General features: G+C 61.7%; 17 protein-coding genes and 1 pseudogene. 8 read left to right on the plus strand and 10 right to left on the minus strand.

The annotated features are described in order from the left end of the window. Positions 1–4 precede the first annotated feature (4 nt). The 3 genes from ACZ89E_RS23955 (at position 5) to ACZ89E_RS23965 (ending at position 3,246) form a co-directional block, all read left to right on the plus strand. Complete coding sequence (locus ACZ89E_RS23955) at positions 5–1,915, plus strand: ATP-binding cassette domain-containing protein (protein ID WP_463258809.1); 1,911 nt, start codon at positions 5–7, stop codon at positions 1,913–1,915. Next, on the plus strand, positions 1,915–2,496 hold the full coding sequence (locus ACZ89E_RS23960) for a mechanosensitive ion channel family protein (RefSeq protein ID WP_149660203.1): 582 nt from the start codon (positions 1,915–1,917) through the stop codon (positions 2,494–2,496). The genes ACZ89E_RS23955 and ACZ89E_RS23960 overlap by 1 nt, the downstream gene beginning before the upstream one ends. Positions 2,497–2,613: 117 nt before the next feature. Further along, the gene (locus tag ACZ89E_RS23965; RefSeq protein WP_149660204.1) at positions 2,614–3,246 is read left to right on the plus strand and encodes a LysE family transporter; all 633 of its coding nucleotides are present in this window, start codon (positions 2,614–2,616) and stop codon (positions 3,244–3,246) included. 189 nt (positions 3,247–3,435) lie between these two features. Here the strand turns inward: ACZ89E_RS23965 and ACZ89E_RS23970 are convergent, their stop codons facing one another. From ACZ89E_RS23970 to ACZ89E_RS23985, 4 genes are read right to left on the minus strand one after another with little or no spacing between them, the layout of a single operon-like run. Then, entirely contained in the window at positions 3,436–4,179 is a 744-nt protein-coding gene (locus tag ACZ89E_RS23970; protein ID WP_149660205.1) for a penicillin-binding protein activator LpoB, read from the minus strand. Between the two features lie 3 nt (positions 4,180–4,182). Next, on the minus strand, positions 4,183–4,773 hold the full coding sequence (gene lpoB / locus ACZ89E_RS23975; RefSeq protein WP_463260660.1) for a penicillin-binding protein activator LpoB: 591 nt from the start codon (positions 4,771–4,773) through the stop codon (positions 4,183–4,185). A gap of 11 nt (positions 4,774–4,784) precedes the next feature. After that, complete coding sequence (locus ACZ89E_RS23980; protein ID WP_149660206.1) at positions 4,785–5,159, minus strand: YcfL family putative periplasmic lipoprotein; 375 nt, start codon at positions 5,157–5,159, stop codon at positions 4,785–4,787. A 12-nt stretch (positions 5,160–5,171) separates the two neighbouring features. Next, positions 5,172–6,569, minus strand: a complete 1,398-nt coding sequence (locus ACZ89E_RS23985; RefSeq protein ID WP_476256592.1) for a COG3014 family protein — start codon at positions 6,567–6,569, stop codon at positions 5,172–5,174. A gap of 166 nt (positions 6,570–6,735) precedes the next feature. Here ACZ89E_RS23985 and ACZ89E_RS23990 point away from each other — a divergent pair, with 166 nt between their 5' ends. Together ACZ89E_RS23990 and ACZ89E_RS23995 are read left to right on the plus strand one after the other, a co-directional pair. Continuing rightward, the gene (locus tag ACZ89E_RS23990; protein WP_476256593.1) at positions 6,736–8,634 is read left to right on the plus strand and encodes an FTR1 family protein; all 1,899 of its coding nucleotides are present in this window, start codon (positions 6,736–6,738) and stop codon (positions 8,632–8,634) included. 112 nt (positions 8,635–8,746) lie between these two features. After that, the gene (locus ACZ89E_RS23995) at positions 8,747–9,202 is read left to right on the plus strand and encodes a YaiI/YqxD family protein (RefSeq protein WP_149660209.1); all 456 of its coding nucleotides are present in this window, start codon (positions 8,747–8,749) and stop codon (positions 9,200–9,202) included. Positions 9,203–9,316: 114 nt separating this feature from the next. On the opposite strand, the gene elbB is transcribed toward ACZ89E_RS23995, so the two are convergent. Then, positions 9,317–9,985, minus strand: coding sequence for an isoprenoid biosynthesis glyoxalase ElbB (gene elbB / locus ACZ89E_RS24000; protein ID WP_149660210.1), 669 nt, complete (start codon positions 9,983–9,985; stop codon positions 9,317–9,319). A 115-nt stretch (positions 9,986–10,100) separates the two neighbouring features. On the opposite strand from elbB, the gene ACZ89E_RS24005 reads away from it, so the two are divergent. Next, complete coding sequence (locus ACZ89E_RS24005) at positions 10,101–11,336, plus strand: sterol desaturase family protein (RefSeq protein WP_476256594.1); 1,236 nt, start codon at positions 10,101–10,103, stop codon at positions 11,334–11,336. Here the strand turns inward: ACZ89E_RS24005 and ACZ89E_RS24010 are convergent. Further along, positions 11,317–11,950, minus strand: a pseudogene (locus ACZ89E_RS24010) (DedA family protein). The gene ACZ89E_RS24005 and the pseudogene ACZ89E_RS24010 overlap by 20 nt on opposite strands. A 208-nt stretch (positions 11,951–12,158) precedes the next feature. Here ACZ89E_RS24010 and hemB point away from each other — a divergent pair. After that, on the plus strand, positions 12,159–13,172 hold the full coding sequence (hemB, locus tag ACZ89E_RS24015; protein WP_476256595.1) for a porphobilinogen synthase: 1,014 nt from the start codon (positions 12,159–12,161) through the stop codon (positions 13,170–13,172). A gap of 19 nt (positions 13,173–13,191) precedes the next feature. After that, a complete protein-coding gene (ppk1, locus tag ACZ89E_RS24020; protein WP_149660214.1) occupies positions 13,192–15,414 on the plus strand; it encodes a polyphosphate kinase 1 in 2,223 nt (740 codons plus the stop codon). Positions 15,415–15,667: 253 nt separating this feature from the next. On the opposite strand, the gene ppx is transcribed toward ppk1, so the two are convergent. From ppx to ACZ89E_RS24040, 4 genes are all read right to left on the minus strand, one after another. Further along, on the minus strand, positions 15,668–17,170 hold the full coding sequence (gene ppx / locus ACZ89E_RS24025) for an exopolyphosphatase (RefSeq protein ID WP_149660215.1): 1,503 nt from the start codon (positions 17,168–17,170) through the stop codon (positions 15,668–15,670). 207 nt (positions 17,171–17,377) lie between these two features. Continuing rightward, positions 17,378–18,115: an amino acid ABC transporter ATP-binding protein gene (locus ACZ89E_RS24030; protein WP_463258804.1), complete on the minus strand. Its 738-nt coding sequence runs from the start codon at positions 18,113–18,115 to the stop codon at positions 17,378–17,380. Next, positions 18,102–18,752 (minus strand): amino acid ABC transporter permease, encoded by a 651-nt coding sequence (locus ACZ89E_RS24035; RefSeq protein WP_123403923.1) that lies wholly within the window; start codon positions 18,750–18,752, stop codon positions 18,102–18,104. Before ACZ89E_RS24035 ends, ACZ89E_RS24030 begins: the two co-directional genes overlap by 14 nt. Beyond that, entirely contained in the window at positions 18,749–19,417 is a 669-nt protein-coding gene (locus ACZ89E_RS24040; RefSeq protein ID WP_054044658.1) for an amino acid ABC transporter permease, read from the minus strand. Before ACZ89E_RS24040 ends, ACZ89E_RS24035 begins: the two co-directional genes overlap by 4 nt. Positions 19,418–19,432 lie beyond the last annotated feature (15 nt).

The following is a 19,432-nucleotide window of genomic DNA, read 5'->3' on the forward strand; positions in this document are numbered from 1 at the left end:
CATTATGATCCGAATTCAGAACCTGACTTTACAGCGTGGCCCGCAACGTCTGCTAGAAGACGCCGAGCTGACCCTGCACGCCGGCCACAAAGCCGGCCTCATCGGTGCCAACGGCGCCGGCAAATCGAGCCTGTTCGCCTTGCTCCTGGGCGACCTGCACCCGGACTCGGGTGATTGCTTGCTGCCGGGCGACTGGCGCATCGCCCACATGCGCCAGGAGATCGACACCCTCGATCGCATCGCGGTCGACTACGTGCTCGATGGCGACCTGCGCCTGCGCGAGGTGCAACGTGACCTCGCCGCGGCCGAAGCGGCCCATGACGGTGCCGCCCAGGCCCGCCTGCATGCCGAGCTCGACAGCGCCGACGGTTACACCGCCGACGCCCGGGCGCGCAAGTTGCTGGCCGGCCTTGGGTTCACCAACGATCAGATGGATCGTCAGGTAGGCGATTTCTCCGGTGGCTGGCGGATGCGTCTGAACCTGGCGCAGGCTTTGATGTGTCCTTCGGACTTGCTGCTGCTCGATGAACCGACCAACCACTTGGACCTCGACGCCATCATCTGGCTCGAAGAGTGGCTCAAGAGCTACCCCGGCACCTTGATGCTGATTTCCCACGACCGGGACTTCCTCGATGCCGTGGTCGATCACGTCGCTCACGTCGATCAGCGCAAGATCACCTTGTATCGCGGCGGCTACAGCGCCTTCGAACGTGCGCGTGCCGAACGCCTGGCCCAGCAACAGCAGGCCTACGAGAAGCAGCAGGCGCAACGTGCGCACATGGAAAGCTACATCGCCCGCTTCAAGGCCCAGGCCACCAAGGCCCGTCAGGCCCAGAGCCGGATCAAGGCGCTGGAGCGGATGGAAGAACTGTCCGCCGCCCACGTCGATTCGCCGTTCGACTTCGTGTTCCGCGAGTCGCACAAAATCTCCAGCCCGTTGATTGATATCTCCGACGCTCGCCTGGGTTACGGCGAGCGCGCCGTGCTGGAGAAGGTCAAGCTGCAACTGACCCCTGGCGCGCGCATCGGCTTGCTCGGCCCCAACGGCGCGGGCAAATCGACCCTGATCAAAAACCTCGCCGGTGAACTCGAGCCATTGTCCGGTCGCCTGACCCGCGGCGAGAACACCGTGGTCGGCTACTTTGCCCAGCATCAACTGGACTCGCTCGACTCCAAGGCCAGCCCGTTGCTGCACATGCAGCGCCTGGCGCCGACCGAGCGCGAGCAGACCCTGCGCGACTTCCTCGGCGGTTTCGACTTCCGCGGTGCGCGCATTGATGAGCCGGTGCTGAATTTCTCCGGTGGCGAAAAGGCCCGACTGGCGCTGGCGTTGATCGCCTGGGGCCGCCCGAACCTGTTGCTGCTCGACGAACCGACCAACCACCTGGACCTGGAAATGCGCCTGGCGCTGACCATGGCCTTGCAGGAGTTCAGTGGCGCGGTACTGGTGGTCTCCCACGACCGTCATTTGCTCAAAAGCACCACTGACAATTTCTATCTGGTGGCGGACGGTAAGGTCGAAGAGTTCGACGGCGATCTGGAGGACTACACCCGCTGGCTGGTGGAGTATCGTCAGCGCAACGCGCCGGTCAGCAACACCCCGGTGAACCCGGACAAGACCGACAAGAAGGCCCAGCGTCAGGCTGCCGCTGCGTTGCGTCAGCAACTGGCGCCGCACAAGCGTGAGGCTGACAAGCTCGAAGCCGAGCTGGGCAAGCTCCACGAGAAACTGGCGAAGATCGATGTCAGCCTCGGCGACAGCGATATCTACGAACCGATGCGCAAGAACGAATTGCGTGATCTGCTGGCCGAGCAAGCCAAGCTCAAGGTGCGTGAAGCCGAACTGGAAGAGTCCTGGATGGAAGCCCTGGAACTGCTGGAAAGCATGCAGGCGGAGCTGGAGGCGTTGTCCTGATGGACGCCTTCAAATGGCCGCTGCCGGCGGTGTGGGTCGAGCCGATCTGGCTCGTCGTGCAAATCCTGCTGATCCTGCTGGCCGGTTACTTCGCCCAGCGCTTCGTCGCCAAATGCCTGACTCGCCTCGGTGAGCGCTACCCGTTTCCGCCGCAACTGCTGATGCCGCTGCGCGGTGGCCTGCGCTGGCTGATCATGGGTAGCGCGTTGATCTTCGTGCTGGAACGCCTCGGCGTTTCGGCGACGGTGCTCTGGACCGCGTTGTCCGGGTTCGTCGCCGTAGCGGCGGTGGCGTTCTTCGCCATGTGGAGCGTGCTCTCCAACCTGCTGTGCGCGATCCTGATCTTCACCGTCGGCCCGTTCCGCATTGGTGACGTGGTCGAGCTGGTGGACACCCTCGACAAGCCCGGCGTCAAAGGCCGGGTCGTGGCGATCAATCTGCTGTTCACCACGCTGATCGAAGCCGAAGAAGCCGGGACTGGCAGCGCCATGGTGCAAGTGCCTAACAGCCTGTTCTTCCAGCGCTCGGTTCGGCGCTGGCGCGGTAGCGATGTATTCCCTTCGAGCGGTTTCGAAAAATAGGCGACACCGCCGATCACGCTGGTCGGCCGTCGTTCTGGTCCTGCAAAAAATCGGTAGTCATCGGCCCCAAGCCGCATTAGCTTAGACGTCTGTCACGAGTCTGAGTCGAGGTGTGCAATGGTGCTTCAAACATGGCTGGCGTTTTTTGCCGCCTGCTGGGTGATCAGCCTGTCGCCCGGTGCCGGCGCGATTGCGTCGATGTCCAGCGGTCTGCGATACGGTTTCTGGCGCGGTTACTGGAACGCCCTGGGCCTGCAGCTGGGCCTGGCGGTGCAGATTGCGATTGTCGGTGCGGGGGTGGGCGCCATTCTCACGGCTTCGGCAACCGCGTTCTATGCGATCAAATGGTTCGGTGTGGCGTACCTGGTTTACCTCGCGGTCAAGCAATGGCGGGCACTGCCCAGCGACATGAGCGACGACGGCGCGGTGCGCCAGATTGGCAAGCCGCTGGCCTTGATGTTCCGGGGGTTCCTGGTGAACATCAGCAACCCCAAGGCTCTGGTGTTCATGCTGGCCGTGTTGCCGCAGTTCATTGATCCCCATGCGCCGCTGCTGGCTCAATACCTGATCATCGGCGTCACCATGGTCTGCGTCGACCTGATCGTCATGGCCGGTTACACCGGGCTGGCGGCCAAAGTGTTGCGGATGTTGCGCACGCCCCAACAGCAGAAACGCATGAACCGCACGTTTGCCGGGCTGTTCATCGGTGCGGCGGCGTTCATGGCGACGTTGCGTAAAGCGGTGGTGTAAAACCGTCAGGCACAAAAAAGGCGACCTTTTCAGGTCGCCTTTTTCATTTGCCTCGTACTCATTGTGGCGAGGGAGCTTCTGTGGCGAGGGGGCTTGCCCCCGTTGAGGTGCGAAGCGCCTCCAAAATGGGCCTGCTGCGCAGTCCAACGGGGGCAAGCCCCCTCGCCACAGTGGTGTCCGGCCTGGATGTCAGCGCAGGATAACCGGCGCCGTGTCCCGCGGCAGGTTGTTACGCTGCGCGGCTGGCCCCGGCTGCTCGTAACCACCGCCACCCAGTTGTTGGCTCAGTTGCGCCGCCACGTCTTCGCCCAAGGCCTTGGACACATCACGCACCACCCGTGGGCGGTTCAGTGACACGTGGATGTCCCGGTCATTCACCAGTTTGGTGTCCTGGGCCTCACCCATGGCGGTGAAGGCCGAGGTGATTTCGAAGGTCTTGGTATTGATCAGGCTGAAATCTGCCACCAGGGTCAACGCCAGCACCGCCGAATAGCTGTCGGTGTTGGCCAGTTCGTTCATGTCCTGGGTGAAGTCGATGTCCGACACCGTGCCAAACAGCACGTAATCGGCGCCCTTGAAGTCGCCGGCCTTGATGCGCTTGATTACGTCGTACACATCGCGCTTGGCGCTGGCCGTGTAAGGCGTGCCCTGGATCAGCTGAAACATCCCGGTCTTGAGCATTTCCCCCTTGATGTCGCCGCTGAAGCGTCGGATCTCGGTCTGCTCCAGGTAACTGTTGCGCGTGGTGTACTCGTCATAACTGGACGAGCCGCTAGCGCCGTAATAGTCCTGCTGTTGATTGTCCCGGGCCGAGATGACGTGGACGTATTGATCCACGCTGGCCTCATAGGCGAGGTCGGTGACAGCGATTTTCGGCGCGGCCTGGGCGCTCAACGCACAGGCCAGGGTGATGAAGCCAATCCATGCACGCATTGCTTAGCGCTCCGTGGTTTTGCGGATTTCTTTCTCGTCCATCCACTCGGCCAGTCCGCTTTCGACGTCGACCAGTTGCAGGCTGAATTTGTAGAAGACGTCCTTGTAGTCGTTGCTGCGCTTGACGATCGAGCTGATCGAGCCTTCCAGGCGATAGCGGGCGGCGATCATGTTGCCGGTCTTGGCCACCGTGCTTTTCTTGTACAGGCCACTCTGGTTTTGCAGCTTGAGGTGGTCGACCTGGCTTTGCATGTCGGTGTTGTCGCTGGCAAAACGCGCGGCGCCGCTGCGCATCAACTGGGTCTTGATCGAGGTGGTGATTTCCCGCGTGTCGATGTACTCGCTGGTCTTGTTCATCACGTCGTACACCTGCACCACCGGGCGGCCCTTCAGGACACCGGACTGGGCGAGGGAACGGGTCATGCTCTCGGCGATCATTTGCAGGTCGGTCGAGCCGAATTCGTTGGTCACCAGCTCCACGGCCTTCGGGTCGCCATAGCTGATGTTGCCACTGCCCAATACCGGCGAGCGATTGTCGGCACAGCCACCGACCAGCAACGCGGCCAGGGCAACGCAAGAGAGGCGGGCCATCATGTGTGGGCGGTTCACGGCGTATTGATCTCCAGGCGGAAGTCCACGGCTTGTGGTACGGGGGCGATGGCGGGCAGGAAATTCGTCTGGCCGGCGTACAGGGTCAGGCTTTTCCAGGTATCGGCTTCGGCGACCGGAAATCCTTCCGGTCCCAGCCACAGATAGCGGTAATAGAGCGTTCGGTTATCGGTATCGGTATTGCTCAGCTGGGCGTTGACCGTGAGGAAGCCGTTTTCCCGGGCCATGCGCATCGGGCCGACGGCGACGTGCTGGATCGGTCCGGTGGCCATGACTTTACTGGCGGCGCTGCCGGGTTCCGGCGGCGGTGGCGGGGTGGCGCAACCGGCCAACAGGGCCAGGGCGATAACGGCGAAGCATTTCAATCCCATGAAAATCTCCGTTCAGGGTAGGGCGGGTTTGGCGTCAACGAGGGGGGCTGACTGGGCGTCTTGTCGCATGGCGAGGTCGGCGGCGTAAATCCGGTTACCCACGGCGCGCAAACTGAAGGCTTGATGGGTTTTATCAATCTCGAATTTGATCGGAAGGTATTGTGGCGCATTCGGTAGCGTCAGTTGGTGCATGCCCTTGCTCAGCCGGATTCGGGCGATCAAGGTCCTGTCGGGCAAGGTGCGCCAGACACGGGTATCGGCGTCCTCTTGCTGGGTTTGCCGCAGCATTTCCTCTTCAAGTTTCTCCGGGCTGCGTTTTTTCAGGAACGCCAGGTATTGGGCATTGGTGCGGGCGCGATGCAGCGTGCGTTGAATAATCCCCGGCATGTCGTCACGCAATGAACGGCGCGACATGTCGCCGAAGCTGTTGATCAGGGTCAGCTTCTGTTTTTTGTCGTCCACCGTTATGAAGTCCACCGGTGGCGTGGAGGTGTCGGGGAGGACGGCCGGAAACGACATGTTGGTAATGAAGGTCTGGCCCTCGACGTCGACCGAAATCGGCACGCGCACCGACTGCAGCGCCGGCGCCAGACCGGTTTGCACGATCAACAGCACATCGGCCTCGCCAGCCTTGAGCGGGGATTTGGCCAGGTTGCGCAAGGCTTGTTCCAGCAGCGGTGTATTCGGGCGCAGTTCGATGGCCTGGCGATAACCCGGCGCGGCGAGGTCTTTCTCATCCAGTGATTCATAGATGAACCCGGCGAGGTAATGGCTGAACGCGCTCTGGTAGCTGTTTTTCAGTGCGACCACTTCGGGAGCGTCGAGGGTTGCCACCGGGTAGCCCTGAAGGTCTTTGTATTGCAGCGCGACCCCCTGATCCTTCGCCTGGTTTTCCAGGGCCAGGTATTCCAAGTCACGCTTGTCGGCAATGATCGCCTCGCGCTCGTGGGTTTTCTTGATCGCGACGCGAGCCTTTTCCGTCTCGGCGGCGGAGAGCAACATCAGGGCCATTTGCGTGGTCAGCGCGACTTTCTCGAAATCATGGCCGTCGTATAAGCGCACTTTGTCGTTGGCGCCGTAGCTGTTGAAGTCGGTGAAGCCTTTGAACGTGCCGAAATAGGGCGAGTTTGCCCACCCTTCGATCAAGCGGTCGGCGTAGTCCCAATTGGCGTAACTGCCGCTCATGTCGCCGTTCATGCGCAACAACTCACCCCGCTCGAAGTTGTAGAGGAGGTCGCCGGGGGCAATGGGGTTGTTGCGGTCGAGCACGGCAACAGCGCTTTCGATATCGCCGCCCCTGAAATAATAGAGGGTCTCGTCGAGCTCCGCGTTGTAGTCACGGAACGAGGTGCACGCGCTCAGTAGAAGGCACGTACTGAGGACAAACCAGAAGCGCAGGCGGGTGGCCATTTGCTGTGTGTCTTCCTTGAAGATAAGCCGCCAAGAGGCGGCAAATTATAGACTTGAATGATGGCACTTTGTTCCTGTTCGTCAGCGGCCGGCGTAGACAAAGCTTGAGTGAAACTCATTGGGAGTGAACAATGTGTTACTTCGTATTTCCATTTGAGATTCATTCATGACTGCCTCCTCTCGTTTTCTGGCGTGGCTAGTGCTGCCGGTGATCGCGCTTTGCAGCTTCAATGCGCTGGCCGAGACTGCCGAAGGCGCGCCCAAAGCGCTGCATTTACTCGACTACATTGGCGCTGATTACCCGGCGACGGTCGAGGCCGGCAAGGTCATTGATGAGTCCGAGTACCGCGAACAACAAGAGTTCATGGTGGTTCTGCAAGGGTTGATCGCCGAATTGCCGGCCAGGCCCGAGCGCGCCGAGCTGGAGCAGGGCGTTAGCAACCTGCGCGCGGCTATCGTCGCTCGCAGGGACAGCGCCGACGTCGTGCGTCAGGCCCGTCAGCTCGGTGCGAAGCTGGCCGTAGCCTATGAAGTCAGCCAGGCCCCGGTGATCACCCCGGACCCGACTCGCGGCGCGCCGCTGTATGCCCAGCAATGTTCGGTGTGCCACGGCGATGCGGGCGCCGGTGACGGCCCGGCCGGCGTTGGCATGACCCCGGCGCCGGCCAACCTGCGGGATGCAACGCGGCTGGATCGCCTGAGCCTCTACGGGATCTACAACACCCTGGGCCAGGGCGTCGAAGGCACCGACATGCCGTCCTTCGCCGACCAGCTGGATGACCGTCAGCGCTGGGATCTGGCGACTTATATTGCTGGTTTCAGCGCCGACCCGGGCGCCGCTAAATCCGAAAAGACCTACAACATCGCCGACCTGGCCCGTCAGACCCCGGCCGAAGTGCTGGCCGCCGAAGGCCCGCAAGCCGTGGCGACGTTCCGTGCGCAGCGGGCGCAACCGCCCCAGGTCAAGCGTGGCCCGGCGCAGTTGCTCGATTACACCGCCGCAACGCTCGACAAAAGCATCGCCGCCTACCGGACTGGCGAGCACGATCAGGCCTACGACCTGTCGGTGGCCGCGTACCTGGAAGGCTTCGAACTGGTCGAAAGCTCCCTGGACAACGTCGACGCCAACGTGCGCAAAGACACTGAAAAATCCCTGATGGCCTACCGTCAGTCGTTGCAGGATGGTTTGCCGCTGGCCCAGGTCGAGCAGCGTCTGGACGCGGCCAAGGCCAAGTTGAAGCAATCCGCTGGCCTGCTGGGCAGCGATGGCTTGAGCTGGTCCCTGAGCTACATCTCCGGCCTGTTGATTCTGCTGCGCGAAGGCCTGGAAGCGATTCTGGTGCTGGCGGCGATCCTCGCGTTCCTGCGCAATACCGGCCAGCAATCGGCGGTGCGCAGCGTCAACGTCGGTTGGGGGTTGGCGTTGTTGGCGGGACTCGGGACCTGGGCGCTGGCGGCGTATGTGATCGATGTCAGCGGCGCCCAGCGTGAATTGCTGGAGGGCGCGACGGCGTTGTTTGCCAGTGTCATGGTGCTTTGGCTTGGCGTGTGGATGCACGACCGTCGCCACGCGGCGGCCTGGCAGGATTACATCAAGAGCAGCCTGGTGGGCGGCGGCGGGCGTTTCGGCTTTGCGATCCTTGCGTTCTTCTCGGTGTATCGCGAACTGTTCGAAGTGATCCTGTTCTACGAAACCCTGTGGCTGCAGGCCGGTCCCGCCGGGCACAACGCGGTATTGGCCGGCGGTGCCACGGCGCTGGTGTTGCTGGTCGGCCTGGCCTGGGTGATCCTGCGCGGTTCGGCGAAACTGCCGCTGGCGCTGTTCTTCGGCATCAACGCCGGGTTGCTGTGCGCGTTGTCGGTGGTGTTTGCCGGGCATGGCGTGAAGGCGTTGCAGGAAGCCGGGATCTTCGGCACCCGGCCGGTGCCGTTCTTTGACTTCGACTGGTTGGGGATCCACGCTGATGCGTATTCGCTGAGTGCGCAGGCGGTGGCGATTATTGCGATTGTCGTGCTTTACAGTCGTAGCCGGATGGCTGAGAAGCGGCGGGTGCAGACGTCTTAAGTCCGCGTCGTCCCCATTCGCGGGCAAGCCTCGCTGCTACAGGATTCATGCGCCGGTTGCGTATAACCTGTAGGAGCAAGGCTTGCCCGCGATGCTTTTAAGAGGAAACACAATGCGTGTGTGGATCGATGCCGACGCTTGCCCAAGGGCGGCCAAGGATCTGGTGGTGAAATTCGCCCTCAAGCGCCAGTACGAAGTGGTGCTGGTGGCCGGTCAGCCGCAGATCAAGCCCGGCCTGGCGCTGGTGAAGCTGATCGTGGTGCCCAGTGGCCCGGATGCGGCCGACGATTATCTGGTGGAACACGCGGTGCCCGGTGAGCTGGTGATTTGCAGCGATGTGCCGTTGGCTGATCGCCTGGTGAAGAAGGGTGTTGCGGCGCTGGACCCGCGGGGCAAAGAGTTCGATGCGCAGAACATGGGCGACAGATTGGCGGTGCGTAATCTGTTCACTGACCTGCGCGAGCAGGGCCAGATGAGCGGCGGGCCCGCGCCATTTGGCGAGCGGGAGAAACAGGCGTTTGCCAATGCGCTGGATCGGATCCTGACCCGGCTGACCCGGGCACAATGATCGTTCCCACGCTCCGCGTGGGAATGCAGCCCGGGACGCTCCGCGTCCCATCCAGAGCCGAACGCGGAGCGTCCGTTGAGGCATTCCCACGCAGAGCGTGGGAACGATCAGGTGTCAGGCGTCGTTTTCGTGGGTCAGTTCGAGCACACGGTCGACCAGCTTATTGATCCCCGACGCCGCCTCGCTGATCGTCTGCGCCAACATGTACGCCGGTGTACTCACCAACTTGCGCGCCTTGTCTTCGACAATATCGCCCACGGCGCAATCGGCGTGGGTCGCGCCCATTTTGTTCATGGCTGCCGCCGTTTCGGCATCATTACCAATGGTGCAGGTTACGCCCGGGCCGTAAATCTTCGCCGCCAGCGCCGGCGAGATGCAGATCAACCCCACCGGTTTAGCGGCTTCGGCAAAGGCTTCGGCCAGTGCCAGGACTTGCGGTTGTACCGTGCAGCCAGCGCCTTCGACGGCAAAATTGGAGAGGTTCTTCGCCGCGCCGAAACCGCCCGGCACGATCAACGCATCGAAGTCTTCGACGTTGGCTTCGCGGATGTCCTTGATATTGCCCCGGGTGATGCGCGCCGATTCCACCAGCACATTGCGCGACTCGGGCATTTCTTCGCCGGTCAGGTGGTTGATTACATGCAACTGCGCAATGTTCGGCGCGAAGCACTGCACCTGGGCACCACGCTGGTCCAGGCGCAGCAGGGTGATCACGCTTTCGTGGATTTCGGCGCCGTCGTACACGCCACAGCCGGAAAGGATCACTGCAATTTTTTTGCTCATGGGCTTTTCTCCAGGTTCATGGCGCTAAATGTCCACTAATTTGTCGCGGGTTGCCATAGGGTTAATTCGCGGCGAGGCCTAGGATCAGTCATCACAATTGCCTTCAGGTCGCGTCATGAATTTCATTCTGTATGCGGTGCCGTTTTTCTTCGTGCTGATCGCCGTCGAACTGCTGGCCGACCGTTGGCGCGGGGTGCGCAATTATCGACTGGCCGACGCGATCAACAGCATCAGCACCGGTGTGTTGTCCACCACCACCGGCCTGCTGACCAAGGGAGTAGGGCTGCTGACCTATGCGTTCGCCCTGGAACACGTGGCGCTGTTCAAACTCTCGGGCGACAGCGTCTGGGTCTGGGTATTCGCGTTCGTCCTGTATGACTTTTGCTATTACTGGCTGCACCGCATGGGCCACGAGCGCAACATCCTGTGGGCCGCGCATTCGGTGCATCACCAGAGCGAGGACTACAACCTCTCCACCGCGTTGCGCCAGACCAGCACCGGTTTTCTGCTGAGCTGGATCTTCTACCTGCCCATGGCCGTGCTCGGCGTGCCGTTGCTGGTGTTTGTCAGCGTCGCGGCGCTGAACCTGCTGTATCAATTCTGGGTGCACACCAAACACATTCCCAAGCTTGGCTGGTTCGAGTGGTGCTTCGTCACGCCATCCAATCATCGGGCCCACCATGCACAGAACGCTCTCTACATGGATCGCAACTACGGCGGGGTGTTCATTATTTGGGACCGTCTATTTGGCTCGTTCCAGGAAGAGGACGCCAACGAACCGGTGATTTTTGGCGTGACCACGCCGTTGGCGAGCTGGAATCCGCTGTGGGCCAACCTGCAGTTTTATGCGCAGTTGTGGGGTGACGCGAAGCGGGCGCAGAGCAAGTGGGACAAGTTGCGGATCTGGTTCATGCGTACCGGTTGGCGCCCGGCGGACGTGGCGGCCCAGTGCCCGATGCACAAGCCGGACCTGAGCCAGTTCCGCAAATTCGAAGTGCCGCTGGACGGGCGCCAGCAGCGGTATGTGGCGTTGCAGTTCGGCGTCTACATCGCGTTGGGCAGCTATTTGATGAACCTGGAACAGAGCCTGCCGGCCGCCGCGTTGCTGCTCGGCTGGAGCGCGATCGCGCTGGGTCTGTTTACCTTGGGCGTGGCCCTGGAGAATCGCCCGTGGGCGTGGAAGCTGGAGCTGCTGCGGCTGGCGTCGAACCTGCCGCTGGTGTGGCTGGCGCCGCTGGTCGGGCTGTGGCCGGCCAGCGCGGTGGGCTGGGCCGGCCTGTTCAGTTACAGCCTGCTCAGCGCCATCGGGCTCTACTGGTGTAGAAACCGCTTCACTCGATTGGCGTCTTAGGCTCGCTGATCCGGGCTTGTTCGGCTTTCAAGGCTTGCTCGTCGGCGTAGATCTTCTTCGCCAGGCGCGCATTCTTGAAGCGCCGGCGCAGCCACAGGCCCAGGCCCAGCACGAGCAGCGCGCCGAGCACCCATAGCTCGTACTTCTTGACGCTGCCCAGCATGCCTTCGAGCACCGCACCGAAGTGATAGGCCGCCGCTGCGAGCGCGGAGGCCCAGACCGCGGCACCAATCCCGTTCAGCAGCAGGTAACGTCCCGGCGGATAACCCGACAGGCCGATCGCCACTGGCATCACCGTGCGCAGGCCGTAGACAAAGCGGAAGCTCAGGACCCAGATGTCCGGGTGCTTGCGGATGTGCTCCAGCGCGCGGTCGCCCCATCAATTGCCAGCGCGGTTTGCGTGCCAGCAATTTGCGACCGTGCTTGCGTCCCAGGAAGTACCACAGCTGATCACCGGCATAACTGCCGAAGAACGCCACGACGACGACCAAATTGATGTCCATGTATCCGCGAAACGCGAGGAAGCCCGCGAGCACCAGGATGGTTTCGCCTTCGAAGAACGTGCCGAGAAAAAGGGCAAAGTAGCCGAAGTCATGCAGAAATTGTTGGAGCATTGTCTGGGTGCTGGCGAAATGAACGCGCAGCCTAACCCTTCGTGCACATTCATGAAAGTGTCCAAATGTGTCTCGACGTGAACAATTCCTACAACGACAATGGAATGCGACTACGTGTCACGGGGATAAGCACAACTGTCATCTGTTCGTCATAATGGCCGCTTATAACTGTCACGCTCGCCTGCCAGCGCGGGCTCAGGAGTCTGCCGTGAGCTTTACCCCCGCCAACCGTTTGTTTCCTGCTACCCGCCTGCGTCGCAACCGTCGTGATGAATTCTCGCGTCGACTGGTCCGTGAAAACGTCCTGACCGTCGATGACCTGATCCTGCCGGTGTTCGTGCTGGACGGTGAAAACCGTCGCGAAGCGGTGGCGTCGATGCCGGGCGTGGAACGCCTGACCATCGATCTGTTGCTGGAAGAAGCGGTGAAGTGGGTCGAGCTGGGGATTCCGGCAGTGGCGTTGTTCCCGGTCACGCCACCAGAACTCAAGTCGCTGGACGCCGCCGAAGCCTGGAACCCGGACGGCATCGCCCAGCGCGCCACCCGCGCCCTGCGTGATCGCTTCCCGGAACTGGGTGTGATCACCGACGTCGCCCTGGACCCGTTCACCACCCACGGCCAGGACGGTATCCTCGACGAAGAAGGCTACGTGCAGAACGACATCACCGTCGATGCGCTGGTCAAACAGGCGCTGTCCCACGCCGCAGCCGGCGCCCAGGTGGTGGCCCCGTCGGACATGATGGACGGGCGTATCCAGGCGATCCGCGAAGCCCTTGAGCTGGCCGATCACGTCAATGTGCGGATCATGGCCTACTCGGCGAAGTACGCCAGCGCCTATTACGGCCCGTTCCGCGATGCAGTCGGTTCGGCGCTGAACCTGGGCAAGGCCAACAAGGCCTCCTATCAGATGGACCCGGCCAACGGCAACGAAGCCCTGCACGAAGTGGCGGCGGACTTGTCAGAAGGCGCGGATATGGTCATGGTCAAGCCAGGCATGCCGTATCTGGACATCCTTTACCGGGTCAAAGAAGAATTCAAAGTGCCGACGTTTGTTTACCAAGTCAGCGGCGAATACGCCATGCACATGGCGGCGATCCAGAATGGCTGGTTGAGCGAAGGGGTTATTCTCGAATCCCTGACCGCTTTTAAACGTGCAGGCGCAGATGGCATCCTCACTTACTTTGCCGTGCGCGCTGCCCAATTGTTACGAGAGCAAAAATAAGCCCTCCCAGGAACATTCCATGAATACCGAAGGACTCACTGAAGTTGCCGTAAAAGAGGCTCAGCCCGTGGTGGAGCAAATCGACGAAACCCCGCCGGACGTAGAGCCAGCTCCCGCCGCGGTGGTGACCGAACCCGCCGTTGCGGCGCCGGCGATTGCCATTCCCGGCCTGGATGACAGCAGCCTGTACATCCATCGCGAGCTCTCGCAACTGCAGTTCAACATCCGCGTGCTGGAACAGGCGCTGGATGAGTCCTACCCGTTGCTGGAGCGGCTGAAATTCCTGCTGATCTTCTCCAGCAACCTGGACGAGTTCTTCGAGATTCGCGTGGCCGGTCTGAAGAAGCAGATCACCTTCGCCCGTGAACAGGCCGGCGCCGATGGTCTGCAACCGCATCAGGCCCTGGCCCGGATCAGCGAACTGGTGCACGGTCACGTCGACCGCCAGTACGCGATCCTCAACGACATTCTGTTGCCGGAACTGGAGAAACATCAGGTCCGCTTCATCCGTCGTCGTCACTGGACGACCAAGATCAAAACCTGGGTCCGTCGTTATTTCCGCGACGAGATCGCGCCGATCATCACCCCGATCGGCCTGGACCCGACGCACCCGTTCCCGTTGCTGGTGAACAAGAGCCTGAACTTCATCGTCGAGCTGGAAGGCATCGATGCCTTCGGTCGCGACTCCGGTCTGGCGATCATCCCGGCACCACGTCTGCTGCCGCGCGTCATCAAGTTGCCGGAAGAGGTGGGCGGCGCAGGCGACAACTACGTGTTCCTGTCGTCGATGATCCATGCGCACGCCGATGACCTGTTCCAGGGCATGAAGGTCAAGGGCTGCTACCAGTTCCGTCTGACCCGAAACGCCGACCTCGCCGTCGACACCGAAGACGTGGAAGACCTGGCCCGCGCCCTGCGCGGCGAGTTGTTCTCCCGTCGCTACGGTGACGCGGTGCGTCTGGAAGTGGCCGACACCTGTCCGAAACACCTGTCCGACTACTTGCTCAAGCAGTTCAACCTGCACGAGACCGAGCTGTATCAGGTTAACGGTCCGGTCAACCTGACCCGCCTGTTCAGCATCACCGGTCTGGACAGCCAGCGAGCGCTGCAATACACGCCGTTCACCCCGCAGATCCCGAAACTGCTGCAAAACAGCGAGAACATCTTCAGCGTGATCAGCAAGCAGGACATCCTGCTGCTGCACCCGTTCGAGTCCTTCACTCCAGTGGTCGATCTGCTGCGCCAGGCGGCCAAGGACCCGCATGTATTGGCGGTCCGTCAGACCCTGTACCGCTCCGGCGCCAACTCGGAAATCGTCGATGCACTGGTCGACGCGGCGCGTAACGGCAAGGAAGTCACCGCGGTGATCGAATTGCGCGCGCGGTTCGACGAAGAGTCCAACCTGCAACTGGCCAGCCGTCTGCAAGCGGCCGGTGCGGTGGTGATCTACGGCGTGGTCGGCTTCAAGACCCACGCCAAGATGATGCTGATCCTGCGTCGCGAGGCCGGCGAAATCGTGCGTTACGCGCACTTGGGCACCGGCAACTACCACGCGGCCAACGCCCGTCTGTACACCGACTACAGCTTGCTGACCTCCGACGACGCCTTGTGCGAAGACGTCGGCAAACTGTTCAGCCAGTTGATCGGCATGGGCAAGACCCTGCGCATGAAGAAGTTGCTGCACGCGCCGTTCACGCTGAAGAAGGGCATGCTCGACATGATTGCCCGGGAAACCCAGTTCGCCCTCGACGGCAAACCGGCGCACATCATTGCCAAGTTCAACTCGCTGACCGATCCGAAGATCATCCGCGCGCTGTACAAGGCCAGTCAGTCTGGTGTGCGCATCGATCTGGTGGTGCGTGGCATGTGTTGCCTGCGTCCGGGCATTGCCGGGGTTTCGCACAACATCCACGTGCGCTCGATCATCGGTCGCTTCCTGGAACACACCCGGGTGTTCTACTTCCTCAACGGCGGCGAAGAGCAGATGTTCCTCTCCAGCGCCGACTGGATGGAGCGCAACCTCGATAAGCGCGTCGAGACGTGCTTCCCGGTGGAAGGCAAGAAGCTGATCATGCGGGTCAAGAAAGAGCTGGAGCTTTATCTGACCGATAACACGCATAGCTGGAGCTTGCAGGCGGACGGGCGCTACATTCGCAACACCCCGACCGGCAACCAGAACCCGCGCAGTGCCCAGGCGACATTGCTGGAGCGGTTGGGGAGTCCGATTCTGGCGGTTCGCTAACGCGCAAAACCCTGTCGGAGCGGGCCTTTGTGGCGAGGGGGCTTGCCCCCGTTGGGTCGCGAAGCGGCCCTAAAATCCGCAATCGCGGTGTATCAGGTACATCGCGTGTAATGTTCTACGACTGCTACGCAGCCAAACGGGGGCAAGCCCCCTCGCCACAAAGGCCCGCTCCCACAGGGAGGGAGTCGCCTGCCGAATGGCAGGCATAAAAAAGGCCTTCCGAAGAAGGCCTTTTTCAATTTCAGTGCACGTTTCAGCGCACGTTCAGGGTAAAGCCAACCCGCGTCAGCCATTCCGCTTCCAGGGCGAAGTCGGCCTGGGTCAGCTGGTTTTCGTCCAGCCAGTTTTCCGGGAACAACACATCGAGGCTGTCGCCGTTGGCGCGCAGGATGACCTGAGGCATTTCCTGGGTGCCGCGGATGTGATGGAACAGAATCGCAAAGCGCAGCAGCACGCACAGGCGAATCAGCTTGCTGCCATCGCTGCCGAACTCGGCAAATTTGTCCTTGGGGATATTGCGGCGGTGACCGCGTACCAGCAGCGCGAGCATTTGCTGGTCTTCGCGAGAGAAGCCGGCCAGGTCCGAGTGCTCGATCAGGTAAGCGCCGTGCTTGTGGTAGTGATAGTGGGCGATGTCCAGGCCGACTTCATGGACCTTGGCGGCCCAGCCCAGCAGTTCGCGCCAGACGCCGTCGTCCAGGTCCCAGTCCTCGGCCACTTGATCGAAGGCATGCAGGGCCTTGCGTTCAACCCGCGCCGCTTGTTCCAGATCGACGTGATAACGCTCCATCAACGAGCTGAGGGTGCGCTCACGGACGTCTTCGTGATGATGACGGCCCAGCAGGTCGTAGAGCACGCCTTCACGCAGGGCGCCTTCACAGTGGTCCATGCGTTGCAGTTCGAGGGCGTCGAAGATCGCTTCGAGAATCGCCAGGCCGGCCGGGAAGATTGCGCGGCGGTCGGGCTTGATGCCCTCGAAGTCGATTTTCTCGACATCACCCAGCTTCATCAATTTGCGCTTGAGCCAGGCCAGGCCCTGGGCATTCACTTCGCCGGTACCGTGCCCGCCAGCCTTCAGCGCCAGGCCGATGGCGCGGATGGTGCCCGAGGAGCCGATGGCTTCATCCCAGGTCAGGCGGTGCAGGGCGTGCTCGATGCTCATGATCTCCAACCGTGCCGCGGTGTACGCCTGGGCGTAGCGGGCCGGGGTGACCTTGCCATCTTTGAAGTAACGCTGGGTGTAGCTGACGCAACCCATTTGCAGGCTTTCGCGCAGCAGCGGCTCGAAGCGCTGGCCGATGATGAATTCGGTACTGCCACCGCCGATGTCGGCCACCAGGCGCTTGCCCGGGGTGTCGGCGAGGGTGTGGGAGACGCCGAGGTAGATCAGGCGCGCTTCTTCACGGCCGGAGATGACTTCCACCGGGTGGCCGAGGATTTCTTCGGCGCGGCGGATGAATTCGCCACGGTTGCGGGCTTCACGCAGGGCGTTGGTGCCGACGATGCGCACGGCGCCGGGGGGCATACCGTTGATCAGTTGGGCAAAACGCTTGAGGCAATCAAGCCCGCGCTGCATGGATTCTTCGTTGAGCTGGCGCTCGTCGTCGATGCCGGCGGCCAGTTGGACCTTTTCGCCGAGGCGCTCAAGAATACGGATTTCGCCGTTCTGGGCCTTGGCCACGACCATGTGAAAGCTGTTGGAGCCCAGGTCGATTGCGGCGATCAGGGACAGATTCTTGGCTTGGGATTGCGGCATGGTCAGGGGGGTCTCGGTCGATAACCCCGACATCGTGCCACGATCAAACGCTGACGCCAACGCGTACGGCGCAAAGCCTTGATCCAGAGCACCCGAGTCCGATCGTTCCCACGCTCCGCGTGGGAATGCCTCAAGGGACGCTCTGCGTTCCAGTGGGACGCGGAGCGTCCCGGGCTGCATTCCCACGCGGGAGCGTGGGAACGATCGTTAACCGGCGGCTTCCACCGTGCCGATAAAATTCGCCAGCTCCGCCGTTTGCGGATTGGCGAACAACAGCTTCGGATCCCCCACCTCATGCACCTTGCCCTGATGCATGAACACCAACTTATCCCCCACCTCCCGGGCAAAACGCATCTCGTGGGTGACCATGATCAACGTCATGCCTTCCTTGGCCAGTTGCCGGACCACGCTCAGCACTTCGTTAACCAGTTCCGGGTCCAGCGCCGAGGTGATCTCGTCGCACAGCAACACCTTGGGCGACATCGCCAGGGCCCGGGCAATCGCCACGCGCTGTTGCTGGCCGCCGGACAGTCGATCCGGGAACGCATCAAATTTTTCCCCCAGGCCGACCCGTTCCAGCATCGCTTTTGCCAGCTCTTTAGCTTTCGCCTTGGGCACTTTCTGCACCACCTGCGGCGCGAGCATCACGTTCTCGCCCACGGTCAGGTGCGGAAACAGGTTGAACTGCTGGAACACCATCCCGACCTTCTGCCGCAAGCTGCGCAGGTCGGCGCGGGCGGCGTCGAGGTATTCGCCGTCGACTTCGATCACGCCGTCGTTGATCGACTCCAAACCATTCAAGGTACGGAGCAAGGTGGATTTGCCCGAGCCACTGCGACCGATGATCGCCACCACCTGGCCTTCCTCGACACTCAGGTCGATGCCTTTGAGCACATGGTGGTCGCCGTAATATTTATGCAGGGCCGAAATTCTAAGCAGAGGCATGCAGTCTCCTTTCCAGGTAGCGCGCACTGAGGGACAAGGGGTAGCAGAGCAAAAAGTAACCAAGGGCGACCAGGCCGTAGACCATGAACGGTTCAAACGTGGCGTTGGCCAACATGCCGCCGGTCTTGGTCAGTTCGGTGAAGCCGATGATCGAGGTGACGGCGGTGCCTTTGACCACTTGCACCGAGAAACCCACGGTCGGCGCCACGGCGATGCGCAGGGCTTGCGGCAGGATCACGTAGCGCAATTGCTCCAGCGGGTTCAGCGCCAGGCTCGATGAGGCTTCCCACTGGCCATTGGGGATCGAATCGACGCAACCGCGCCAGATCTCCGCGAGATAGGCGCTGGTGAACAGCGTCAATGCCACCGCCGCCGCCATCCACGGCGAAATCTCCACCCCGGCCAACGCCACGCCGAAGAACACCAGGAACAGCTGCATCAGCAGCGGCGTGCCCTGGAACAGTTCGATGTAGGTGCGGGCGAAGCTGCGGGGAAAGGTCTTTTTCGAGATGCGCATGACCATGACCAGCAAACCAATCACGCCACCGCCGATAAACGCCACCAGCGACAACGCCAGGGTCCATTGCAGGCCCGTGAGCAGGTTGCGCACGACGTCCCAGAAGGTGAAATCGCTCATTGGCTGCTCCGTGAAATGTAGCGCCGGCCAATCCAGTTCAATAGCTGGCGAATCATCAGCGCCATGCACAGGTAGATCAGCGTGGTCAGGGCGTAGGTTTCAAAGGCGCGGAAGTTGCGCGACTGAATGAAGTTGGCGGCGAAGCTCAACTCTTCGGTGGCGATCTGCGAACACACCGCCGAGCCGAGCATGACGATGATGATCTGGCTGCTCAGCGCCGGCCACACCTTGCCCAGCGCCGGCAGCAACACCACGTGGCGAAAGGCTTCGAAGCGGCTCATCGCCAACGCGGCGGCGGCCTCCAGTTGGCCGCGAGGGATCGCCTGGATGCCGGCGCGGATGATCTCGGTCGAATAAGCCCCGAGGTTGATCACCATCGCCAGCACCGCCGCCTGCCATTCGGAAATCTGCACGCCGAGCGAAGGCAGGCCGAAGAAGATGAAAAACAACTGCACCAGGAACGGCGTGTTGCGGATCAACTCGACGTAGACCCCGAAGATTGCCGAGAACGGGCGGATGTTCCATGCCCGCACCAGCGCCCCGACAATGCCCAGGCCCACGCCGAACACGGCGCCGATGGCCGTCAGTTCAAGGGTGAAAAGCGCACCGCGCAGCAACAGGTCGGTGTTTTGCACCACCGGTAGAAAATCGAACTGGTAAGCCATGTTTAGTCTCCTGCG

The sequence above is a fragment of the Pseudomonas sp. TE3899 genome (assembly GCF_056279105.1).